The 15655-nt window shown below is 60.2% G+C and carries 14 protein-coding genes; 8 read left to right on the top strand and 6 right to left on the bottom strand.

Annotation, left to right across the window (positions count from 1 at the left end; genetic code table 11):
- Positions 1–275 precede the first annotated feature (275 nt).
- Positions 276–1661, bottom strand: coding sequence for a sugar transferase (locus tag DIZ22_RS22195; protein ID WP_053094322.1), 1386 nt, complete (start codon positions 1659–1661; stop codon positions 276–278).
- A gap of 312 nt (positions 1662–1973) precedes the next feature.
- Between DIZ22_RS22195 and DIZ22_RS21700 the strand changes: the two genes are divergently transcribed.
- On the top strand, positions 1974–2195 hold the full coding sequence (locus DIZ22_RS21700; RefSeq protein WP_137405646.1) for a hypothetical protein: 222 nt from the start codon (positions 1974–1976) through the stop codon (positions 2193–2195).
- Between the two features lie 3 nt (positions 2196–2198).
- Here the strand turns inward: DIZ22_RS21700 and DIZ22_RS06410 are convergent, their stop codons facing one another.
- From DIZ22_RS06410 to DIZ22_RS06395, 4 genes are all read right to left on the bottom strand, one after another.
- Positions 2199–2825, bottom strand: coding sequence for a response regulator (locus DIZ22_RS06410; RefSeq protein ID WP_026109652.1), 627 nt, complete (start codon positions 2823–2825; stop codon positions 2199–2201).
- Positions 2746–4737, bottom strand: a complete 1992-nt coding sequence (locus DIZ22_RS06405) for a PAS domain-containing sensor histidine kinase (RefSeq protein WP_240626820.1) — start codon at positions 4735–4737, stop codon at positions 2746–2748. The genes DIZ22_RS06410 and DIZ22_RS06405 overlap by 80 nt, the downstream gene beginning before the upstream one ends.
- 291 nt (positions 4738–5028) lie before the next feature.
- Positions 5029–6459, bottom strand: coding sequence for a lipopolysaccharide biosynthesis protein (locus tag DIZ22_RS06400; protein ID WP_017503325.1), 1431 nt, complete (start codon positions 6457–6459; stop codon positions 5029–5031).
- Positions 6460–6510: 51 nt separating this feature from the next.
- Positions 6511–7077 (bottom strand): acyltransferase, encoded by a 567-nt coding sequence (locus DIZ22_RS06395; RefSeq protein ID WP_004207140.1) that lies wholly within the window; start codon positions 7075–7077, stop codon positions 6511–6513.
- A 270-nt stretch (positions 7078–7347) separates the two neighbouring features.
- Here DIZ22_RS06395 and DIZ22_RS06390 point away from each other — a divergent pair, with 270 nt between their 5' ends.
- The gene (locus DIZ22_RS06390; protein ID WP_048936471.1) at positions 7348–8514 is read left to right on the top strand and encodes an NAD-dependent epimerase/dehydratase family protein; all 1167 of its coding nucleotides are present in this window, start codon (positions 7348–7350) and stop codon (positions 8512–8514) included.
- A gap of 26 nt (positions 8515–8540) precedes the next feature.
- Here the strand turns inward: DIZ22_RS06390 and DIZ22_RS06385 are convergent, their stop codons facing one another.
- The gene (locus tag DIZ22_RS06385) at positions 8541–9116 is read right to left on the bottom strand and encodes a hypothetical protein (RefSeq protein ID WP_122928048.1); all 576 of its coding nucleotides are present in this window, start codon (positions 9114–9116) and stop codon (positions 8541–8543) included.
- A gap of 56 nt (positions 9117–9172) precedes the next feature.
- On the opposite strand from DIZ22_RS06385, the gene DIZ22_RS06380 reads away from it, so the two are divergent.
- Genes DIZ22_RS06380 through DIZ22_RS06355 form a run of 6 tightly spaced genes read left to right on the top strand, consistent with a single transcriptional unit; the run spans position 9173 to position 15637 of the window.
- The gene (locus DIZ22_RS06380) at positions 9173–10210 is read left to right on the top strand and encodes a glycoside hydrolase family 5 protein (protein WP_240626819.1); all 1038 of its coding nucleotides are present in this window, start codon (positions 9173–9175) and stop codon (positions 10208–10210) included.
- Positions 10207–11406 carry an outer membrane beta-barrel protein gene (locus DIZ22_RS06375; protein ID WP_048936474.1) on the top strand — a complete coding sequence of 400 codons (1200 nt, stop codon included), beginning with the start codon at positions 10207–10209 and terminating at the stop codon, positions 11404–11406. Before DIZ22_RS06380 ends, DIZ22_RS06375 begins: the two co-directional genes overlap by 4 nt.
- An 11-nt stretch (positions 11407–11417) precedes the next feature.
- Positions 11418–12212, top strand: coding sequence for a polysaccharide biosynthesis/export family protein (locus DIZ22_RS06370; RefSeq protein WP_100206924.1), 795 nt, complete (start codon positions 11418–11420; stop codon positions 12210–12212).
- Between the two features lie 33 nt (positions 12213–12245).
- The gene (locus DIZ22_RS06365) at positions 12246–13550 is read left to right on the top strand and encodes an ATP-binding protein (RefSeq protein ID WP_240626818.1); all 1305 of its coding nucleotides are present in this window, start codon (positions 12246–12248) and stop codon (positions 13548–13550) included.
- 18 nt (positions 13551–13568) lie between these two features.
- Complete coding sequence (locus DIZ22_RS06360; protein ID WP_122928762.1) at positions 13569–14930, top strand: exopolysaccharide biosynthesis protein; 1362 nt, start codon at positions 13569–13571, stop codon at positions 14928–14930.
- Positions 14927–15637, top strand: a complete 711-nt coding sequence (locus DIZ22_RS06355) for a hypothetical protein (protein ID WP_048936476.1) — start codon at positions 14927–14929, stop codon at positions 15635–15637. Before DIZ22_RS06360 ends, DIZ22_RS06355 begins: the two co-directional genes overlap by 4 nt.
- Positions 15638–15655 lie beyond the last annotated feature (18 nt).

Here is a 15655-nt window from a genome sequence, read left to right as displayed (position 1 = left end):
GCAAAAAATGAACCAAAAACAAAAATTACTCCGCAACATCCCCTTCTTGCCTGCCCACATGAACCACGGCCAAGCCACGCCGATGTGATCCTTCCGATGTTCGACAATTCCGGGTTGGCACCAGGCGACATCATCCAGATTGGAGAATTGGAGGCCGCGCCCATCATGATATAGGCGGGTGGCGACGCCTGCCTCATTCCAGCTTCGTCGCCATGGCCGGCTCATCCTGAGGTGATTTGCGGCCGATCATGATCGATCATGCCCCCCCCCCCGTTTCAGAACGCCTTGTGATGAACGAGCACGTTGAAGGTCCGCAGCAGGATGCCGATATCCCGCGCCAGGCTCCAGCCGTGCAGATATTCCAGATCCGCCTCGATCCGCCGCAAGATGTCGCCGCGTGTTTCCGTCGCGCCACGGAAACCCCTGATTTGGGCCAGTCCCGTGATGCCGGGCTTGAGCGCGTGGCGATGCCAATATTGCCGATCGACCTGCCAGAAATAGGCGTTATCAGCGGTCGAGCCCAAGGCGTGCGGCCGCGGCCCGACGAGGCTCATTTCGCCGAGCAGAACATTGAATAGCTGGGGCAGTTCGTCGATGCTCGTACTGCGAATGAAGCGCCCGATGCGGGTCACACGGTCATCACTTCGACCGGTGGAACGGCTACCCAATGCGTCGCCGCAATCGGTCCGCATGCTGCGGAACTTGTAAATCCGGAACAAGCGGTTGCCGCGACCGATCCGTTGTTGGCGAAAGAAGACCGGCCCGGTGCTGTCGATCTTGATGGCGATCGCCACCAGAAGCAGCAACGGCAGCAGCGCAATGGCCAGGGGCACGGTCAAGGCAATGTCGAGCAAACGCTTGCGCGCGCGGTCAGCAAGGTTGAGCGGGCCGCGCGAGACCACTAGGGTCGACGTGTCCAACCAGGTCCCTACCGCAAGCGGTGCAGTCTCCCCGACCTCTGGCACGACGACTTCGCCCTGAACATTGCTGCCCTTCAATATCTCGGCCCAACTCGCTCGTCGGGCAGCCGGACAAAGGATGATCGCCCTGTCATAATCACGCAGCAGCACGCCCAATTGGTGCAGCTTGTGCGGATCATCCTCTTCGGGGCGCAGCCCGATCTGGCGCGCATCGATCACGGCCGCCGCACCGCAATCATTGGGGCGCGCGATACCATCAAGGATCAATATCTCCGCGAACAACTGATTTCCGAAGCAACGCCGGACCGCATAGGCCATCAGTGAGCGCTGCACGACCAGCAGCCCCAGGCTGCCAAAGACGCCGAACAATATGCCTGAGCGCGGGAAGGTTCCCACCGCCTTCGATGCGAAAATTACAAGGAAGAACAGCAGCATGGTGGCACCAAATGCCAATGTCGCAGCGCGACAGCTGATCGTCGCGCTGGTCAGACAGGACATGCTGTAAGCCTGGCTGTGAAAGGCGATGATCGCAAAGACGAGAATGCCTGCGGATAATGATCCGATCATGTCCGACGAGGATGCCGGCGAGAGGCGCGCGCCTACGCCAAAGCCAATCAGCAGCGCCAAGCAATCAGCTGATAGCAACAGCAGGCACAGCCACAGGCGTGCATTGCGCCTGGCGATTAACGCCCCCGTTCCGCTCGCGCTGTGGAAACGCGCCGCCAAATCCGGATTTGCCATGGCCTGTCCTTTTCTCGTCGATTGTCGACCATTGGCACAGCAATGGCCGGGCGCTCCCAGTTGCGCAGCACGCAGAGGAGCGAAATCAATTCAACCGACAAGAGCACGGGCGCCTCAAAAACATCAATCCGTGACAACACCTAATAAATATTAACTAATAAAATATCAAAAATCAAATTTATATCGGAATGATTTTAGATGAATCGGCAATTTTGTTAACAGCGTAATTTCACTTATATTATTCGTATATTGTTTTTGCTAAAAAAAACAGAGCATCGTCCTTTAATCCGAAAATGGGAGGTTCATGGAAATATGAACATTGCGCTCTGCGCCGGTGCGGCAATCATATTGCTCATTTGGGCGATCGGCCTTTATCACCTCTGGCAACGTCAAAATGCATCGCTCGTCGAAATCAAGCCAGCATGGCCAGATCGCCTTTTCGCAATTTTCTGGCTCCCGATCGCACTATTGGCGCTCATCGCGACAATCCCCTCGCTATGGCGACAAAAAGCACCACGGCGGCAGAAATATTGACGCTCATCCATCCAGCCTCCGGCCTATTCCCGCCGCAAATGCAACTCTCAGGGCATCCGAAAGATTGCGCGTTTTGAGCTTTGCCATCAGGTTTGCGCGATGAATTTCGATCGTGCGCGGGCTGATGCCCAATTGCAGGGCGATGTGCTTGTTCGGTAGCCCCATTGTCAGGCCTGCCAGAACATCGCGCTCGCGCGGCGTCAACTTTTCCACCAGCGATTGCGCCTGCGCGACCCTTTGTCGGCGCGCACCATTATCATATAGCACCGACCAGGCGTTCTCGACCGCCTGCAACAGGCTCTGTCGCTCGAACGGCTTCACCAGGAAATCCACGGCGCCCATCTTCATTGCCGCGACCGTCACGGCAATGTCGCCATGCCCCGTCAGCATGATGACCGGAAAATTGAGATCCGCTTCATTGAGACGGCGCTGCACCTCCAGTCCATCCATGTCGGGCATGCGCAGGTCCAGGATGACACAGCCCGGCGGCTCGGTCGGCGCGGCGGCAAGAAAATGAGCGCCCCTCTGCCAAGTGCGGACCGAATATCCTTCAAGCTCCAACAAGAATGCCGTTGCCGCTCTGACGGAATATTCGTCGTCCACGATGTGAATCGTCTTCATTTCCTCCACAAAGAATCCCCTTCTTACGCTTCAATGTGAAACAAAAGCAGCTGCCGGCAGGCGCGGGCTCAACCCAGATCCGCCCGCCATGGGCCTCCACAATTGTTCGACAAATGGACAATCCGACCCCAGTTCCCTCTTCCTTGGTCGTGACAAAGGCGTCGAACAGCCGCTCGCGGATTTCCGCGGCGATGCCCGAGCCAGTGTCGGTAATCATGATTTGGGTGGTAAGCTCATCGACGCGGGACGCGTGGATCGTCAGGATCCGCTCATCCATGTTGCGCATCGCATCTATGGCATTGCGACAAAGATTGCCGATCACCTGCTGGATCTGGACCGGATCGGCGAATACCGGTCCCGCGTCTGGCGCAACCCGAAGCACGACACGGACTTGCGCACGGGCAGCCGCAGGACGGACGAGCGCAATGCTGCTGCGCACCATTTCGCCGATATCCTGCACCTCCAGTTGCGCTTCACCACTGCTGGTGAAGTCGCGCAAATGGCGCATGATCGCCCCCGCCCGCACCGCTTCGCTCGACGCGAGATGGAAAATTTCGTCCAGCTTCGCCCGACTCCCGCCGTTGAGATTGTTGAGCAGGATGCTGCCCCCCTCCATATAGGCTGCAAGCGCTGTCAATGGCTGGGTCAACTCGTGCGACAGCATCGAGGCCATCGCCCCCATTGCGCTATAGCGGGTGCCATCCAGCATTTCCGCCTGCAGGGTTTCCAGCCGAGCCTTCGTCGCCTCCTGTTCGGAAAGGTCGCGCACAAAGGCCGTAAACCTTGTGCCGCCGTTCGCTTCCATCCGCACGAAGGTCATCTCGGTTGGAAAATTCGAGCCATTATGATGCCGGCCGATCAACTGCCGCTCGATCTTTTCCGAAACATCGACGATCCGGAATGGATATTCGTCAGGCACTTCGTCTTCAGAAGGACAGACCAGCAGCAGGCTCTCGAAATTCTGGCCTTTGAGATCCACCAGATCATAGCCGAACATGCGGGAGGCCGCTTCGTTGATATATTCGATGCAGCCGTCGGCATCGAATACGAAGACGGCGTCCGGCGCGGTCTCCAATATCAACCGCAACTCATGCTCCCGCTCCTGCAGCGCAAGCTCATGCGCGCGCTCCAGCGTGACGTCGCGGATCAGGTTGGCAAAGCCCTGCAACGCTCCGTCATTGTCGTACAATGCCGTGACAACGCAATTTTGCAGATAGATGGTGCCATCGCTGCGGCAGCATTCATGATCGAATTCCCAGCTGCCATGCTGGCGGGCGAAGGCGAAGGCCTGCGCCATGCGCGCCTTGATCTCCGCGCGCCCTGGGTAGAGCAGCGCGACATGGCGATGCATCACCTCGCCAGTCAACCAGCCGGTAAAGCGCTCGGCGCCTCGATTCCAATGCAGGATGAACCCCGAAACATCGGTCATGTAGAGGGCATAATGCGCCGCGCCGTCGGTCAGCAGCTTCATCTGCGTCATCAGCCGGCCGACATGGGCAGCCTGATATTCCGCCCTAGCGCGCCAGAATGTCGCGCGAAGCGCAACGACGTTGGCGGCAACCAGCGCCATGAGGAAGGCGCCCGCCGCAAGCAGCCCGCCATGAAAGCCTTCAAGCAGATAAGTGACCGCCAAGGCGGCGATACCAGCCAGAAAGCCCGGTCCGGCGCCGAACAGCATCGTCGTAAACAATGCAACGAATGTGAATATCACATAAAATTCGCTGGAGAAGGACGGATATTCATCGGCCTGAAAAGCGGCGAGCGCGATCGCGACCATGGCCAACCCGACCAGATAGCGACTGACCCCACTCCACGAGACGTGGCGCCTGAGACAACGCAATCTGACCAGCGAAAAGCTGGCGCGGACTTGGCCCGCCTTGGAGATCGGCATGATGTTAAATCGTCTGACGGCTGCGAACATAACTCAAACCCCGCGCTTAACGCCCAGAATTATTTCATATGCTGCGACCGTCACCCTGAAAGGGATGGCAGAAACCGGCTCACGTCTTCAATCGGACGTCTGCCCCATGCTCACCCCTGACCGATTATTGATCCAGTTGGAGGTTTACATAATTCTCTGCTGCAATGCGCAATTTTTAACATCGGCATTAGGGGAAGTATAGTAGGTAGTTTTACACATTTTGAGAAATTTCGTTCCGCAGCTGCAAAATGTCATTGCCGGAGGATTTCCAAAAATGTCCACTTCGGAAATTTAACTGGTGGAGGACACGCGTTTGCCCCCTGCCCGTGCGAAATGGAACATGTCGATGACAATGGTCCGTCCGACCAGTCCGAGGACGACCATATAGACCGCTGCCCCAGCGATGACCGTCGACAACAGCATCGGAATCGGAGCTTGGCCGGCCAATGCGAACCGGAACCCCCATAGAAAAACAGCCATGACCAGCGATGCGACGACACTGGGCCGCAGCGCCTTCCAATAATCCCGCCATCCCAGCGGCAGCAGAACCACAACTGGCCAGACGGACAGGGGATAGAGGATATAGGCGCGCGCCGTGAACGCGGCAGCGACCGCAGCCATCCCATATTCAACGGCAAAGAAGAAGGTGACAATATTGACCAGCGCATAAATGCCCGCCAGCCAAGTCTGCCATTGCGGCTTTCCCATGGCGAGCATCAGCGACTGATTGTAAATGCCGATCGCCTGGAGCGCGCCGAACAGGCTGAGATAGCGCATCACATCGGCTGCCGCCGCCCAACGCGGACCGAACAACAGGAAAATAAACTCGTCCGATACGATCGCCAGGCCGACAAAGGCCGGGGTCGTTATGGACGATGTCGCCGACACTATTCTGAGGAAAGCCTTTGCAAGGCGGGGCGGATCCCCCTTGAGTTGCGAGAAGACCGGAAGTGCCACACGGGACAGCGCACGCGCCAGCATCAGATTGGCGGCCAGCAAAGCCCGCTTGCCGACGGTATAAATGCCTGTCGCTGCGCCGCCGAGCGCCAGGCCGATGACCATGATGTCAGCATTGGCGTTGAAGAAATTCGCAGCGCCCGTCACGCCGACATGACGGCCATAGAAAAGCACGTCCCTTGCCTTTTCCCGTGAAAAACGCAGTCGGGGTCGCATCGGGCAGGCGGCCCACAGGATTATCGTTCCGATGACCGCTACGGCCAGATTTTGTGCCACCAGCGCCATCACGCCATAACCGGCCACGGCCAGTGCTATTCCGACAAGGCCGCCCACCAGGGTCGAGATTGTCGAGCGCGTGGCCAATGGCCGCATCAGCAAGGCCCGCGTCAGCCAAGCCTGTGGCACGACGTTCAGCGCACCCAGGAAATTCGCGACGCTCAGCCATCGCAAAACCATGCCCAAGCCCTGATGGGCGGCGGTCCGCTCAACCAAGTCGGCTAGCAAGAAGGTCGCGATCAGCAGCAGCGCGCCGGCCGCAGCAGAAATCCAGAAGGCCGTATCATCCAAGTCGGCATCGGCAGCGCCGCCCTTGCTCACAAGCGATGCACTGATCCCCGACAATATGATCATCTGGAACCATTGCCCTACCAGCAGGGCCATGGCGACGATGCCCAGCATCGTCGCATCGACATAGCGCGCAATCACGAGGAAGGTCAGGAACTGCAACAGTTGCACACCCCAACTTTCCAGGATGGACCAGGCCATGCCTGAACGGACTGCGCGCCCCAACCCCGGACCTGACATATCGCCCTCCCCCTAGCTACGTCGAAAATCGTCGGTCGCCCGGACATGCTTCACGAATGCCGCGGGGTTGCCCCGCCACACCTGTCGGGCGGGAATATCATCAAAGACCACTGATCCGGCCGCCACCACGGAATGATCGCCGATCGACACGCCGGGCAAGATGATGGCGTTGCGGCCAATCCAGACGTTGCGACCGATGGTGATCGGACGGGGCCTTACGGAGCGCCCTTCATGAACGGGATGGAAGCTCGTGTCGAACATCGCAACATTGTCACCGATACGCGACCCGCCGCCGACATCGATCCGCGCAGCGCTGAAGATATGAACTCCCGTGTTCAACGAAACCTCGTCGCCAAGAATGATAGCCCCCTGCGGAACCGTAGCCAGGCGAATCCGGGTCGGTTCATTCCGCAGGCGGACATTGTTGCCAATGACCAAGGATCCGGGGTTCCGGAGATAAGGCACGCCACCCCGCACGCGCAGGCCCCGACCCGGTTGGCAGCCTTGCGCGCGGAGTCGCATCACTGTCAGCCGCGCGTAAAGATGATCCAGCTGTGCAGACAGAAATTGCAATGCCAAACCCGTTCTCCGACTGGCGCTCACGCGACAAGCATGAGCCGAAAGCCTGAATAGCGGCGCGCCTCCACGATCGAATGGGCGCCAAGAACCAAACGCACCATGCAGATCCGCTCATGAAAACGCGTCCGCCTCGGACAAGATGGCACGTGCATCGAGTGCTCGCGTCACTCACCCGAACAAACACCAAGTTCACACATAACAAAATCATGTTCCATTATGTATTTGCACCTAATTGATAGGTGTTACCCCTGATGTTGACTAATACCGCAGTTGCGTAAGAATTTCCGCAATCAGGATCCACGCAATATTATTGAGATCGGGATATCAAATGATCGTTTCTTCAATGGAGACGCAATTGCTTTCGCCGATCAACGCGCCTGGACGCAAAATAGCGATGATGAATGCATCGCCTTTCGCCGTCGACCGGAAGCTATTTACATGAACGAAATCGGTTATCAGCCCATCATAGCAGTGACCGGCGCGACTGGCTTCGTTGGCGGGGCGCTCGCACGTCAACTCCTGCAAATGGGCTACCGCGTCCGCTCGATGTGCCGCAGGCCCCTTACCGAAGCGGAGCGCGAGAGCGGCATAGAGTGGATCGAAGGCTCGCTGACAGACTCTGATCGTTTCGACGCACTGCTTCGGGACGCACGCTATTGTTTTCACATTGCCGCGATGTTCCGTACCGAAGGACCGCGCAAGGCGTTCATGCAGGTCAATCGGGATGCTACTCGGGCCCTGCTTGAAGCGAGCCGACGGGCCGGCGTCGAGCGCTTCATCTATTGCTCGTCGATTGGCGTCCACGGGAATGTGGCCGACGCCCCCGCAGACGAAAATGCGCCATTCGACCCCCGCGATCCCTATCAGGAAAGCAAGTTGCGAGCCGAAGATCTCTGCCGTGACGAAATGGGCCGGCCGGGCATGAGCGTCGTCATCGTTCGCCCCTGCTCCACCTATGGGCCAGGCGACACCCGGATGCTAAAGCTGTTCCGCCTGGTCCAGCGCCGCCGTTTTCTGTTTGCGGGTCGGCAAACACCCAATTTCCATCCTGTCTACATTGATGACCTGGTCGCCGGCTACATATTGACGATGGTTCATCCCGATGCGCCATCGGGTACCTTCATCCTGGGTGATCGCGCCTTTCTGCCGCTGCGCGACTATGTAAGGGCCGTCGCTACCGCCTTGGACGTACCACCGCCCAAGACGACCATCCCCTACAGCCTCGCGCTGATGGCCGCGCGCCTGTGCGAAGCACTTTATGCGCCGCTGGGATTGCAACCCCCATTACCTCGTCGCCGGCTGACCATCTTCAAGCACAACCGCGCGTTCAGCATCAGGCGGGCGCAGACGGTCCTCGGCTATCAGCCGCTGATCAATCTGGAGGAAGGCTTTCGTCGCACCATCACCTGGTATCGGCAGCAGGGGATGCTCGCATGACCATGTCCATTGGAACTCTTGCCGACCTAACGGGCAAGCCAGCGGCCGATCCTAGTCCGATCTCGGCGATCGCGGCGATGCAAGCTCCAGGCACCGGCAAAGGAAAATACCGCTGTGGTCAGCGCGAGAGGAGCCGCGATGCCGCAAACCGCCAGCATTGCCAGAGCCGATCCGGCCCCTGTGCCCCAACGAACGAAACGGCGTGTGGCATGGGTATAGTCGTCGACAATCGCGTTGACATCATCGAGCATTATCCATTCCCGTCGGCTCGTCGCCCGCGCCATGATCGGCCGCACCGCCCCGTCGGGCAGCGTCAGCGCACGGATCATGATCATATCTCCGATATCGACATCGATGCGCGCGGGCAGTTCGACGCAATATTTTCCATCAACCTGCCGGCGATAATGGATCACGCGCGTTTCCGCATCGCCCGACTGCCCAACGTCGGTCACAACGCCCCGCATCAACAACAATCCGACGCTGCCGAAATGAGTCAGCAACGCGGCATGTCGTTCACGTCCGGCGACGGCCCGCGCCGCATGTCGCGACGCGGGCGCGATAGCGACATCCACGCTCGCCTGCCTGTTCCCGATCGGTGCCATGCCCTACAATCTATCCCTTTGCGGCGCTCTGCTAGCACAGGCGGGCAGCGCTGACCATGAGCGCCCCTCAGCGCCCGAGACGGACGGTCCTTGCGATCCGATGTGCTGCCCTCCTCTCGACGGCATGCCCTTGGATGGCCTGCGCGGAGCCACCGTTGTCGGGAATCAACCTCGCGGGCGGAGAGTTCAACTCGGGCAGGAAGCCGGGTATTTTCGGGAAGGATTATATCTACCCCGATACCCGCACCGCGGCGCCCTTCGTCGCGATGGGCATGAAGATCGTCCGGGTTCCGATATTGTGGGAGCGGATCCAACCCGTCCCGCTCCAGCCCCTTTCGACTGCCGAACAGGCCCGCCTCGACAAGGTCGTGGCGATCCTCGCCCCGTTCCGGATCATCATCCTCGACATCCATAATTATGGCGCAAACGGGGGGCAGCGACTGGATCAATCGCCAGATGGCAGCGCGAAACTTGCCGATCTGTGGCGCCGGCTGGCCGAGCATTATCGCGGGAACCGGCAGGTGGCCTTCGGTCTGATGAATGAACCGAACGGCATGGCTCCAGCACGCTGGCGATCGATGGTGGACGAAAGCGTCGTCGCCATCCGAAAGGCGGGTGCGCGCAACATGCTGTTCGTGCCGGGCTCCAACTGGACCGGCGCGCATAGCTGGATCGCTGGCGGCCGCGCCTCCAACGCTGCCGCCTTCCAGAACTTCCGCGATCCAGCCGGCAATTATGCGATCGAGATGCACCAATATCTGGACTCGGACAGTTCCGGGATGAAGGCGCAATGCGAAGCACCGCCGGTCATCCAACGCCGCATGGAAGCGGCGACAAAATGGCTTCGGGACAACCGCCACAAGGGCTTCCTTGGCGAGTTCGGCGCCCCAGCAAATGCCGCCTGCCTCGACAGCCTAGACGCCCTGCTCAAGCATCTCGATGCCAATGCCGATGTCTGGATGGGTTGGGCCTATTGGGCCGGCGGCCCATGGTGGGGCGCAAACTATCCCATGAGCCTGCAACCCGTACAAGGCAAAGCCCGGCCACAGGCAGCCATTGTTGCAAAATACAACCAGGCGGGAGCCGCAAGATGACCCGCCTGCATTATGCGCGCCTTCCCCTTGCCTGCTCGATCATCTTGGGCTGCCCAGCCTTTGCGCAGGTCGAAGTGCCGCCTGACGGCCTGACCGTGGCACCCACGGTACGGATGCTTTACGACGACAATGTCCTGCGCCAGAGCGATGATCTCGTCTCCGGCGACAAGGACGATATTCGCATCACCCCGGCGCTCGATGTCACCTTCAGGAAAAATCTCGGTGTCCACCAGGTCACGGTCATGGGATCGTTGGGCTATGACTTCCATCAGCGCTACAGCAATCTCGATCGGGAGCGCGTTACGCTCACCGCCAAGGGCGATGTAAAGGTCAGCGCACTCTGTTATCTGCGTCCAAGCGCCCGATTGAATTTCGCACAGGCCGATCTGGCCGATCAAGGCATTATCGTCGGCAACAGCGAACGCACCCAGGACTATGCGGTCACGGCCGAGTGCGACAAGCCCTATGGTTACTATCCCGTCATCAAGCTCGGCTATCTGCAAACGAACAATAGCGTCGATTCACGCCGGCCGTTCGACATCCGCACCCGCAGCGCCGGTATCGGTATCGCCTATAGCAAGGCGAGCCTTGGCGACATCCGGCTGATGTTCAACGTCGAAGCGTTTCGTCGCCCCCACTGGTCAGACGAGACGTCCGAACTGCGCATGAGCCGCGGTGCCGACAATTATCGGGTTGGGATCGAGTTCAAACGCGCTGTCGCTCCGCGTCTCAGTTGGAGTGCCGGAATTGGCTATATTCATACCAAGGCGCGTGATGAACGGGTCGATGACTATTCGGGTCTGGGCTATCATGCCGGTGCCGTCTATCGGCCATCGCCGCGCACCTCCCTGGTATTCGACGGCAGCCGAAGCACCAGCAACCAGAGCAACACCGGCGCGACCTATATCGTCCTGACCAATTTTTCGCTCCGCGGAAATGCGACCCTCAGTTCACGATCTTCGATCCAGGCTGGCGCGAGCTATGCCAGGCGCCAGTTCAAGGGCGAGTTGTTGATCGACACCGACATGATGCGCGGTACCGACGAAACGATCGCGCTCAACGCCGGATATCGATTTGCACTGCGCAGCCGCCTGACGGCCGGCGTGGACGTTCGCCACGAATGGCGTGAAAGCGCAGTCGAGCGCTACCGATATAAATCGACATCAATGATGCTGTCCCTTGGCCTTACATTGTGAGGAGCATGGCCATGTTCTTACCCCGTGCGATGCGAAACCTGTGCAGTTCCCTTCTTCTGGCCGCGCTCGCCAATCCCGTATTGGCCGGCGTCGACAACAAGGAAGCGGTCGCCGCCTATGTCCTGGGTGCCAATGACGAGATACGCGTCTCGATATTCGGCGCCTATCCGATCGAGGTCAAGACGCGGATCAAGGAAGATGGGCGCATCACCCTGCCGAGCATCGGCGACGTGGTTGCGGAGGGATCCACGACCAACGCCCTTGCAAACAATATCCGCCGGCAATTGCAGACCGGCGGATATTTCGTCGATCCGATCGTCAATGTCGAAGTCGTGAGCTTCGTCAGTCGATCGGTCACGATGTTCGGCAACCTCCAGAACCCTGGGCTCTACCCCCTGGATCGGCCTCAGACGATCGCGATGATGCTGGCGCGCACCGGCGGCGCCCGCGCGGACGCGGCGGACTATGCGATCCTGCAACGAACGGGAGAAGCGGATCGCCGGATTGCGCTCAGCGATCTCGACCCGCAAAGCGGGACCGGTCAGTTCCTGCGCGCAGGCGATTCCATCTTCGTGCCGAAGGCAGAGGAGGTATTCATCTACGGCCAGGTGAACAAGCCCGGCCGCGTCGCCTTCGAAACCGGCATGACCCTGCGCCAGATGCTGGCCCAGGCCGGCGGGCCGACTTTGGGCGGATCGGAAAAGAAGATCACGCTGCACCGTGGCACGGAGATCATCAAGAAGGCCAGCCTCGATATGCTGGTCAAGCCTGGTGACGTCTACACCGTCAACGAGCGGACCTTCTGAGATGCGATCCGGTATCCTGACAGGAGGCATTGCGTGAATATCTTCACCAGAATTGCCCGTTGGCTCCGACGAACGCCCGAGCCCGAGCGTCGCCGAGAAACGCCTGGCCGGCGTTCTCGAGCTACGGGCGGCGTGCCTCAAAATGCGCAATCGGCCGGTGCTGCATCCGTCACGCCGTCTACAAATGCAGCCATGTCCGCTGACGCTGTCCGATCAGCGATACGCAAGGGGTTCAATGCGACCCAGCCCGTCACGGCCGCCCGCCATCTTCATGGCCGGCAGCAGGAGATGGATCTGCTGGTGGAGGGGGTGCTGGACCGCGGCAATCATGCGATGATCTTTGGCGGCCGTGGGACAGGCAAGACCTCGCTAGCGCGCGTCTTCGCCAATGTTGCCGACAATCGCGGCTATCTGGTCTTCTACATGGCATGCGAGCCTGGGCAGGATTTCACCAGCCTGATCTCGCCGTTCCTCGATGCCGCCCGCGGAAACCTGCCGCGCTCACCCGCAACAGATGCGCCGATCGTCGTTGGACCGCGCGATGTCGTGGAAGCACTCGCCGAACATGGGCAGCGAAAATTCATCTTCATCCTCGACGAGTTCGACCGTATCATCGATCCGGCTGTTCTTGGCGAATTGTCGCGCACCATGAAGCTGCTCTCCGACGCGGCCCTGCCGGTTCATATTCTGGCGGTCGGCATCGCGTCCGGATTGAGCCAACTCATCGAAGGCCATGAATCGCTGCGACGGCACATGACAGCCGTTCCCATCGTGCGGATCGACACGGCCGCCGTGTTCGACCTGATCGATCGCGGCGCCGCCCAGGCCGGCCTCAACTTCAGCGATGCCGCGCGCGAGACAATTGCCCATGTCGCATGCGGCTCCCCCTATCATGTCCGCCTGTTCTGCGCGCTGGCCTGCCTGGAAACCCTCAGGCAGCGCAAGACAGTGGTCGAAATGCCGGCAACGCTCGCGGGGATGATGCGCGCGGTCGACGACTGGACGATCACCAATCCGACAGATGCTGCGCTGTTCCACGAGGCCATCGATCTGGGCGCTGGCCATTGGCCGGTGATCGAGCAGCTCGTCCGCGCCGCGATCGTTCCTCCCGGACTCGCACCGGAACAGCAGGCGTCGCATATCGACCGCGACGGTCCGGTCCTGGAAATCCTGCGCCGCGCCATGCACGCCCGGCCGGGCAGCACCGCCCTCATGTTCCGGGACAGCCTCGCCCCCCAATTCCTGCTCGGCATGTTGTCTGCCAGCCGCCACGGCGACCACCTGACCCGGCGTGTCGTCAGCCTTGTAGAAGGGCAGCGCCAAAGCGCTGCATCGTAAGGGACCGATAGGATGTACATGTTCGACATAACGCGAGCCATCCTGCAGCGCTGGAGGATGGCAGCCGCCATCTTCTGCTGCGTCATGGCGCTGACGGTCCTGTGGATTGCGATCACGCCACGCGAATATCGCGCGACCGCCACCTTGTTGTTCGACAACCGGGCACCGGACCCGACCGGCGGCAAATCGAACGAGGCGACCGGCGAATCCATGCTCGCGACGGAGTCCAGAATCCTGCAGAGCGAGGTGATCGCCCGCAAGGTGGCCGAGCGGCTTGGCCTTTTCAAAAATCCGGCGATGCGTGCACGTTGGCAGGAGCAGACGAACGGCAACCAGAGTTTCGAAGGCTGGATCAGCCGCAGCGTCCAGTCGGGTTTGCAGGTTTCGCCCAGCGCGACCGGCAATACGATCGACGTCTCCTACCGCAGCCTCGATCCACAGCGTTCGGCGTTGATGGCCAACAGTTTCGCCCAGGCCTTCAATGATGCGCGCCTGGGTATCAGCAACGAATTCGCCCAGCGCTTTGCTTCCTGGTACAAGAAACAGATCGCCGCGTCCGAACAGCGAATGGAAGAGGCGCAGGCACGGCTTGCCGATTTCCAGCGCGCCCATGGCATTGTCGCCACCGGCGCCATCGATGCGGAAAGCACGCGCCTCAGCGAATTGTCGTCGAAACTGTCGTCGGCCGAAGCCGTTGCTGCGGAGGCCCGGTCGCGCGCGGCGGGCGGCGCCAATATGCCCGACATTCAATCGAGCGGGCTGATCCAGGGGCTAAGGGCGCAGATCGCAGCCAAATCGGCGGAAATCAGCCAGATGGCTGCCGAACTCGGCCCCAATCATGCGACGATGCGTGCCGCCCAGCAGCAGTTGCGCCAGATGCAGGACAGTCTGGCCCAGGAAACCGGCAAGATGTCAGGCACGCTGGCGGCGGCCAGTTCGGCGGCATCGGCCAATCAGGGCACGATGCAGGCCCTGCTCGACCAGCATCGCGGGCGTATGCTGTCGCTCGCGGCCGATCGCGGCAAGCTCGCCGTGCTGGAAAGCAATGTGGAATCGGCGCGCAAGGAATATGAGGCGCAGACCGAACAATTCTCGCAGTTGCATGCCACCAGCACGGCTCCGTCGCTCAACATCGTGCGGCTCGACATTGCAGAACCGCCGATGATCCCCAACGCGCCCAATATCGGCGTGCGGTTCCTGATGATGACGATGGTGGCTCTCATGCTCGCAATCGGCTCGGTCATCCTAGCCGAATGGCTCAGCCCGCGCATCCGCAGCCGTAACACCGTCACCTATCTTACCGGCGTGCCGTTGCTTGGTCAGGCAGACCTGCGCGTCAACGGCAGGCAACTCCGTATCGAAGGAGGCAATTGGTCATGAGGCTTCGCTCGACTGAACCGGTAGAGGATGTCTATCCCGGCCCGCCGCCGACTTACGATGGCGATACGCGCGAGGAAACGGCGACTGTCCACGCCAATGTCGATCCCGCGATCGCGGTGATCCACGCTCCCAGCGCAATGCTGGCGGAACAAGCGCGGGACATCCAGTCGACCCTGTCTGCAATGCGCCATCCCGACGGTCGCGCGCCCGGCTCTATCGCGATCATCGCAATCGAGGCGAGCGAGCAGGCGGCCATATTGACGGCAAATATCGCCGTATCGGCAGCCCTGAGCGGTCTGCGCACCTTGGTCGTCGACATGGAGCATTCTGGCTTCGTCCAACATCGCTTGCTTGGCATGAATGCGCGGACCGGCTCGCCGGACGACATGGATGAGCCATTTCAGCTGGTCCAGCCGAGCAGTATCCGGTCGTTGTTCGTCATGGCCGCGCCCCAGCAGGATGGCTGCGCCATCGACGGCAGTCCGCTTGCGCCACTGTCGCAACGCCTGTCGTCGCTGACGGCTCACTTCGATCTGTGCCTGGTCGACGCCAGCCATATCGACGATCTCGCTCATGCGGCAGGCAGCGCCGATTGCGCGATCGTTGCGGTCCAGCGCGATCAGACATCCACCAGCGAGCTCAAGGCAGTGATCAACAAGATGACCATGCTGAACACGGTGCTGATCGGCACCATCATGCTGATCTAGCGGTCAGCGATCGTCGGC

The organism is Sphingobium sp. LF-16 (assembly GCF_003711185.1).
GTDB lineage: Bacteria > Pseudomonadota > Alphaproteobacteria > Sphingomonadales > Sphingomonadaceae > Sphingobium > Sphingobium yanoikuyae_A.
This window is presented reverse-complemented; position numbering and strand designations above follow the sequence as displayed.